Consider the following 4,215-nt stretch of genomic DNA (forward strand, 5'->3'; position numbering starts at 1 on the left):
GAAGGTTCAATAAAAGCTATACGAGTTGAGTCGTATTCAAGAATAGGAAATGTCATATTTATAAATCCTTGGTATAGCCCAACAAATTATTAATTCGTTTCTTTATATCTCGTCTTAGGTGGTGCCGATCATGAGTGCCCGATCAGACAACTCCACTCAAAAAATGCTAGATTACACTTAACAATTGGCAATTTCAAGAAAATACTTGAAATTTTTCCTTATGGATATCATATTATTTTCATAATAAATGTGAAGAGGATATCCCATATGATCACGTTGCCGAAGGCGCTTTTGGACAAATATGACGATTGGCTGGAACGGGAGGCGGTTGATGCCAACCGTCATGGCGAGCACCGGAAATGGCTACGCTATTATCTGGATTTCTGCCACAAATACGGGAATGGATACCTTGACGAACTGAGCCTTGGTCTATTCGCCGAAAAGCTGCAAGACAAAGGTCAGCACCCTTTCCAGATCGAGGAAGCGTCACGTGCCGTTCGTTTGTATTACCGAATGGCCGGGGAAACGAAAGATGCCCTGTGTGTTGTCTCAGCCTGAATCGGAGTGGTACCTGTATTTCTTAGTGAATGCGGTCAGTTGCACTCAGCATCTTTAACCGCCCTTCGGGCGTGAGTTTTTTTAGGTATGGCAGGTCTATCGTCCGATGAAGGTGCTGGTGGGCGTGACACAGCTTGCGCGCCACGCCCCCTCATCGTCTGATGAGCCTGGCCGGGGTATCCCTCGGGCGGTTGCGCTCCCGCAGAGCCGCCTTCCGTTTCGCCCGGCATCGTCACGTTAGGCGACTTGGGCCTGCTGATTCAACTGTCGCATTCTGCGGCGCTGTTCCCGGGCCGCTTCGAGCTTGCGGTCGCGCTCGGCGTGGATCTCGGCCTGCCTGCCGTCGAGCATGTCCTGGGGCGTCACGTAGCCGATGGCGCTGTGGAGCCGCACGGTGTTGTATTCGGTGATGTATTGGCCGACGACGCGCTTTGCGTCTTGGAGGTCCAGCGGGGTCCTGGGTCGGATGCACTCCTGTTTGATGGTCTTGTGGAAGCGTTCGATCTTACCGTTGGACTGGGGGTAGTAGGGGGAGGTCTTCACGTGGGTCATGCCGTTGATGCGGATGAACTCCTTGAAGTCCCTGGCGAGGAACTGGGGGCCGTTGTCGCTGATGATGCGCGGCGTGGCCCCGGGGTGTTTTTCCCGGGCCACCAGCAGGATGAGCTCCACTTCGGCCTCGGTCATGGACCCGCGGATATCCCAGTGCACGACGGCGCGGCTGAAGCCGTCCAGGACACAGCAGAGATAGTAGAAGGTCCCCGAGATATTCAGGTACGACACGTCGATATGCCAATGTTCATGGGGCTTGAGGGGTTGGACAAAGCCCGTTCCTTTCTTGGACGCCTTGCCCTTCCAGGGCCGCAGCAGGTCCTCGGCCCGCAGCACCCGCCACACGCTCGACGGGCTTACGGCCACCACGTCCGCGTCCAGCATCATGAAGGCCAGGCGGCGGCAACCTTCCAGGGGATGCTTGGTGAAATACGCCACGATGGCCTCCTTTTCCCAGGGAAGCAGCCAGTGGTCGCGCGACACCCACGCGTTGTGCTCGTTCACCTTCCCGTAGCGCTTCTTCCAATCGTAAAACTTGCCGGGCGAAAGGCCCAGCCAACGGATGAACCGGGCTGTGGAAATCCCGGTGCGCCCCGTCCAGTAATTGGCGAAGTCGATGACCGCGTCTCGTGTGTCATGGGGAACCCAGCGGTCCTTTAGATTTCCCCAAGTGCTTTTTTTAACTTGACGTGCTCCTCCATCAGCTCCGAAAGCACCTCGTTCTTCGTGGCCAGCTTCGCCTCCAGCGCCTCCATGCGCTGCGCCTGCCGGCCTTCCTCCTTGCGCTTGCCCTTCGAGGACGTCTCGAAGGCCGCCGCCCCGTTCTCGAAAAACTCCTTCTGCCAGCGGTAGAACAGCGTCGGCGCGAGGCCCAACTCCTCGCAAAGGGCCGATATCGCTACCCCATCCAGAAAGTGTCGCCGCAGTATCGCCACCTTCTCAGCGCCGCTATAATGCTTCCGTTGACGTTTCATCGTGAATCCTCCGTAGGTTGTGATTAACTTACAGGGTATTCACTCCGATTCCAACTGAAACAAAACAAGTTTACTGAAGATGTCCTTGCGCTCGTCGTTGGTAAGGCACGGATGAGTGTACATCCATGAACAACTGAAGTAGGCGAATTCAATCGTCGTACGCTTGAGCAGGTGGAGCGTCGGAAACCCAATGATCAATACCGCCACAGGGCTGCCGCTGAACACGTCCACAACCAGGTACGCCACCACGACCAGTAGTGCGACGGTCACCGCGAGGGAAATCTGAAAGTGAGCCCGAAACAGCGCCATGGCGCTTTGACGGCTGAAGAGCTCGGGCCAGGCGAACAGAAGCACGGTGAAAATCGCAGTGACTATCGCGATGCCGAATATGAAATACCCGATCAAGAACAGAAGGATGAGCGTCGCATACTTGACGTAGCTGAAGAAGTGCATGGGAGAGAACTGGGGTGGATCGAAGAAATCTTCCCGAAAGGCCAGCTCCATGTTCTGGTATTGTTCGGGCGTGGGGAGCCGATCAAAATTATACTCGATGGGTCGGCGGGTGTAGCGCAACAGACTGCGCCGGATGGCCTTGGCCGCGAATGAGCCAGCACTGAATAAATCGTCAATCATTGAATACCCCCTTGATCTCCGCCAGGTCGGGCACCAGCGCCACCCGGACATGTCCAAACTCTTTGAGTCCCTGCTTGTTTATCCTCTCTTCCAGGCGCCGCCGCCGCTCGGGCTTGCTGACCACCAGCAGGTTCCCGTAGCGACCGTACTGACAGAATTCCTTCAATATGGGCAGCTCGCCACATTTCACCAAGTCATCGCGCGTTTCTCGAAGGGCATGGTCATCCTTCGAATCCTGGCCGAGGAGGCGGATGCGATAGATCCGGTGGTGGCCATCCATCTCCATGCAGTAGTAGCCGTTCCTGGTTAGGGGATCGTTGAACAACTGCTTAAGGTGACTTTCCTCCAACCGACGGTAGCGTGGATCGCTCATGCAGCAGAGCCAGAGGATCCGGAAGGAGATCTCGAGCTTGTTGTCTTTGAGGAGTACGGCCCGCTTCACCGTAAAGCCCGCCTGCGTCGCACCCTTTGCCGTGACCTGATAAGCGGTATAGCCGCCCAGGATGCTTCCATAGCCCGACTTCGGGCCCCGTGCGGTGATGAGCCCGGCCTTCTGGAGTTTCTGGACGGCTCCTTTGACGTTCCCGAGGCCACCGTACACCCGCTCCATCACGGGCAGGAAGGAGATGCGGTAGCGCCCGATGTGTTCGAGGATCAGGGCCCCCAGGTCGAGTGTGTTTTCCCCCTCTACCATATTTCGTAGGGCCACCCCTGCGCCGCGCAGTAGTCATGGAAGGAGGCCAGCTTGTCGGCGGGGTAGGAGCCCCCGAACTCGATGACGGTCCGCTTGGGCCGCTTCACAATGGCATCGGGCACGTGCTGCTTGCCATCGCCCCGGCGCCGCTTCTGCCCCTCGCGAACCTTCTCCTCGGAGATCCAGTGGACCACCGATTCCGGATCCCGGGCCCGCTTCAGGAGGAACACGGCGGCCATGTGGAGGTCGTGGGTCCGCTCCGTTTGGCGCGGTTTGCGTCCGCCCCAGCCGCCGTAGTGACGCCCCGAGGCACGGGAAGCGATGACCCCCAGATGGAGAATCGGCGGCTGCTTCCACCGGCTGGAAAGGCGGTAACTCAGCCGGTGAAAATCGGGGATCGGGGCCTTCGGCTTCCAGATCGCCTCGGGCTCGGTGAGGGGAAGTTCGGGGTGAGCGGGCAGCTCGAAGAGGTGGACTTTGTCGGCCAGTTCGAGCTGGCGGAGGCGGTTCAACGCCGATTGCCGTGCCGACTTCGCGCCGGGCCACCAGCATCGTGCGACTTGATCCAGGGTGAACAACCGCACGCGCAGGGTGAGAGAATCGAGGATCTCGTCGTCTCGTGAGGAGATGGTCAGCATGGGCCCACAGCCTGTCCCTCACCCAAGCCTGAACCCAAGTGTACACCACCTTTAGAGGGGATTGGAAGTTGGTTGTGAAGCCATGCCTAACCCCTGACTGGACGGGTGCTTAAGTGGGTTGGGCAAGGCCGGCCGAAGCGCAAAGATGACGTCGGGCGAAAGAGGG

General features: G+C 57.9%; 6 protein-coding genes. 1 reads left to right on the forward strand and 5 read right to left on the reverse strand.

The window, feature by feature from the left end; genetic code table 11:
• Positions 1-267: 267 nt before the first annotated feature.
• Positions 268-558: a hypothetical protein gene (locus JNK74_28065; protein ID MBL7650045.1), complete on the forward strand. Its 291-nt coding sequence runs from the start codon at positions 268-270 to the stop codon at positions 556-558.
• 237 nt (positions 559-795) lie between these two features.
• Here the strand turns inward: JNK74_28065 and JNK74_28070 are convergent, their stop codons facing one another.
• The 5 genes from JNK74_28070 to JNK74_28090 all read right to left on the reverse strand — a co-directional run bounded on the left by JNK74_28070 (position 796) and on the right by JNK74_28090 (position 4,049).
• Positions 796-1,665 carry an IS3 family transposase gene (locus JNK74_28070; protein MBL7650046.1) on the reverse strand — a complete coding sequence of 290 codons (870 nt, stop codon included), beginning with the start codon at positions 1,663-1,665 and terminating at the stop codon, positions 796-798.
• A 101-nt stretch (positions 1,666-1,766) separates the two neighbouring features.
• Complete coding sequence (locus JNK74_28075) at positions 1,767-2,084, reverse strand: transposase (GenBank protein ID MBL7650047.1); 318 nt, start codon at positions 2,082-2,084, stop codon at positions 1,767-1,769.
• 39 nt (positions 2,085-2,123) lie between these two features.
• Positions 2,124-2,717, reverse strand: coding sequence for a hypothetical protein (locus tag JNK74_28080; protein MBL7650048.1), 594 nt, complete (start codon positions 2,715-2,717; stop codon positions 2,124-2,126).
• Positions 2,710-3,411: a hypothetical protein gene (locus tag JNK74_28085; GenBank protein MBL7650049.1), complete on the reverse strand. Its 702-nt coding sequence runs from the start codon at positions 3,409-3,411 to the stop codon at positions 2,710-2,712. Before JNK74_28085 ends, JNK74_28080 begins: the two co-directional genes overlap by 8 nt.
• On the reverse strand, positions 3,405-4,049 hold the full coding sequence (locus tag JNK74_28090) for a hypothetical protein (GenBank protein ID MBL7650050.1): 645 nt from the start codon (positions 4,047-4,049) through the stop codon (positions 3,405-3,407). Before JNK74_28090 ends, JNK74_28085 begins: the two co-directional genes overlap by 7 nt.
• Positions 4,050-4,215 lie beyond the last annotated feature (166 nt).

It is taken from the genome of Candidatus Hydrogenedentota bacterium, from assembly GCA_016791475.1.
Lineage (GTDB): Bacteria > Hydrogenedentota > Hydrogenedentia > Hydrogenedentales > JAEUWI01 > JAEUWI01.

What these genes read in the sequence shown, in the direction of transcription:
- JNK74_28080 (MBL7650048.1), bottom strand. Translation starts at nt 2,717, where the DNA reads ATGATTGACGATTTATTCAGTGCTGGCTCATTCGCGGCCAAGGCCATC.
- JNK74_28085 (MBL7650049.1), bottom strand. Translation starts at nt 3,411, where the DNA reads ATGGTAGAGGGGGAAAACACACTCGACCTGGGGGCCCTGATCCTCGAA.
- JNK74_28065 (MBL7650045.1), top strand. Translation starts at nt 268, where the DNA reads ATGATCACGTTGCCGAAGGCGCTTTTGGACAAATATGACGATTGGCTG.
- JNK74_28090 (MBL7650050.1), bottom strand. Translation starts at nt 4,049, where the DNA reads ATGCTGACCATCTCCTCACGAGACGACGAGATCCTCGATTCTCTCACC.
- JNK74_28075 (MBL7650047.1), bottom strand. Translation starts at nt 2,084, where the DNA reads ATGAAACGTCAACGGAAGCATTATAGCGGCGCTGAGAAGGTGGCGATA.